1 pseudogene is annotated in these 578 nt (G+C 79.2%); it reads right to left on the bottom strand.

The features are described 5' to 3' along the window. Positions 1-578: pseudogene (locus EEJ42_RS30945) on the bottom strand (PucR family transcriptional regulator); the annotation flags it as partial.

The following is a 578-nucleotide window of genomic DNA, read 5'->3' as shown; positions in this document are numbered from 1 at the left end:
GGGCGTCGGCGCGCGGCAGATCCGCCGCGGGGGAGGGGTCGCTGAAGCCGAGGGTCCACCCGAGGGCGGCGGCCTGGGCGGGTGCGCGCGGGCGGGCTCCCGGCGCGCCGGGGACGAGGGCTCTCAGCGCCGGGCCGTCGATGTGCAGATAGGGCGTGCCGAGGGCCGTGCCGAGCGTGGCGAGCTGCGCGGGGTCCTCGCCCCGCCGCGGCGCCCGCGCGGACCGGTGCTGGGGATCCTGCCGCCCGTGGACCACGATCCAGTGGTCGTGCCCCGGGTGTTCGGAGGGTACGAGGGCGGGCGCGACCTCCGCCGGGGTGGCACCGAGCATGAGCCGCACCAGCGCGCCGACGCTGTGGCTGTCGGTGTTCAGGGCGTGCCGCGGGCTGGTGAGCAGGGACAGCAGGACGGTCGCCGTGCTGGTCACCTGGCGGTGGACCAGCGGCGGGGCGGCGGTGGCGGCGGCCTGGCCGAGGGCCAGGGTGGTGGTGCCGTCGGCGCCGGGCAGCGTGTGCACGGTCAGGTGCGCACCGTCGTGGTGGTGGGCCGCCGCCGAGGGAGGCGGCGGCCCGCTCGCG

Source organism: Streptomyces botrytidirepellens (genome assembly GCF_003721215.1).
Classification (GTDB): Bacteria; Actinomycetota; Actinomycetes; order Streptomycetales; family Streptomycetaceae; genus Streptomyces; species Streptomyces himastatinicus.
The sequence above is the reverse complement of the archived record's forward strand: the minus strand, read 5'-3'. Positions and strand labels throughout refer to the sequence as shown.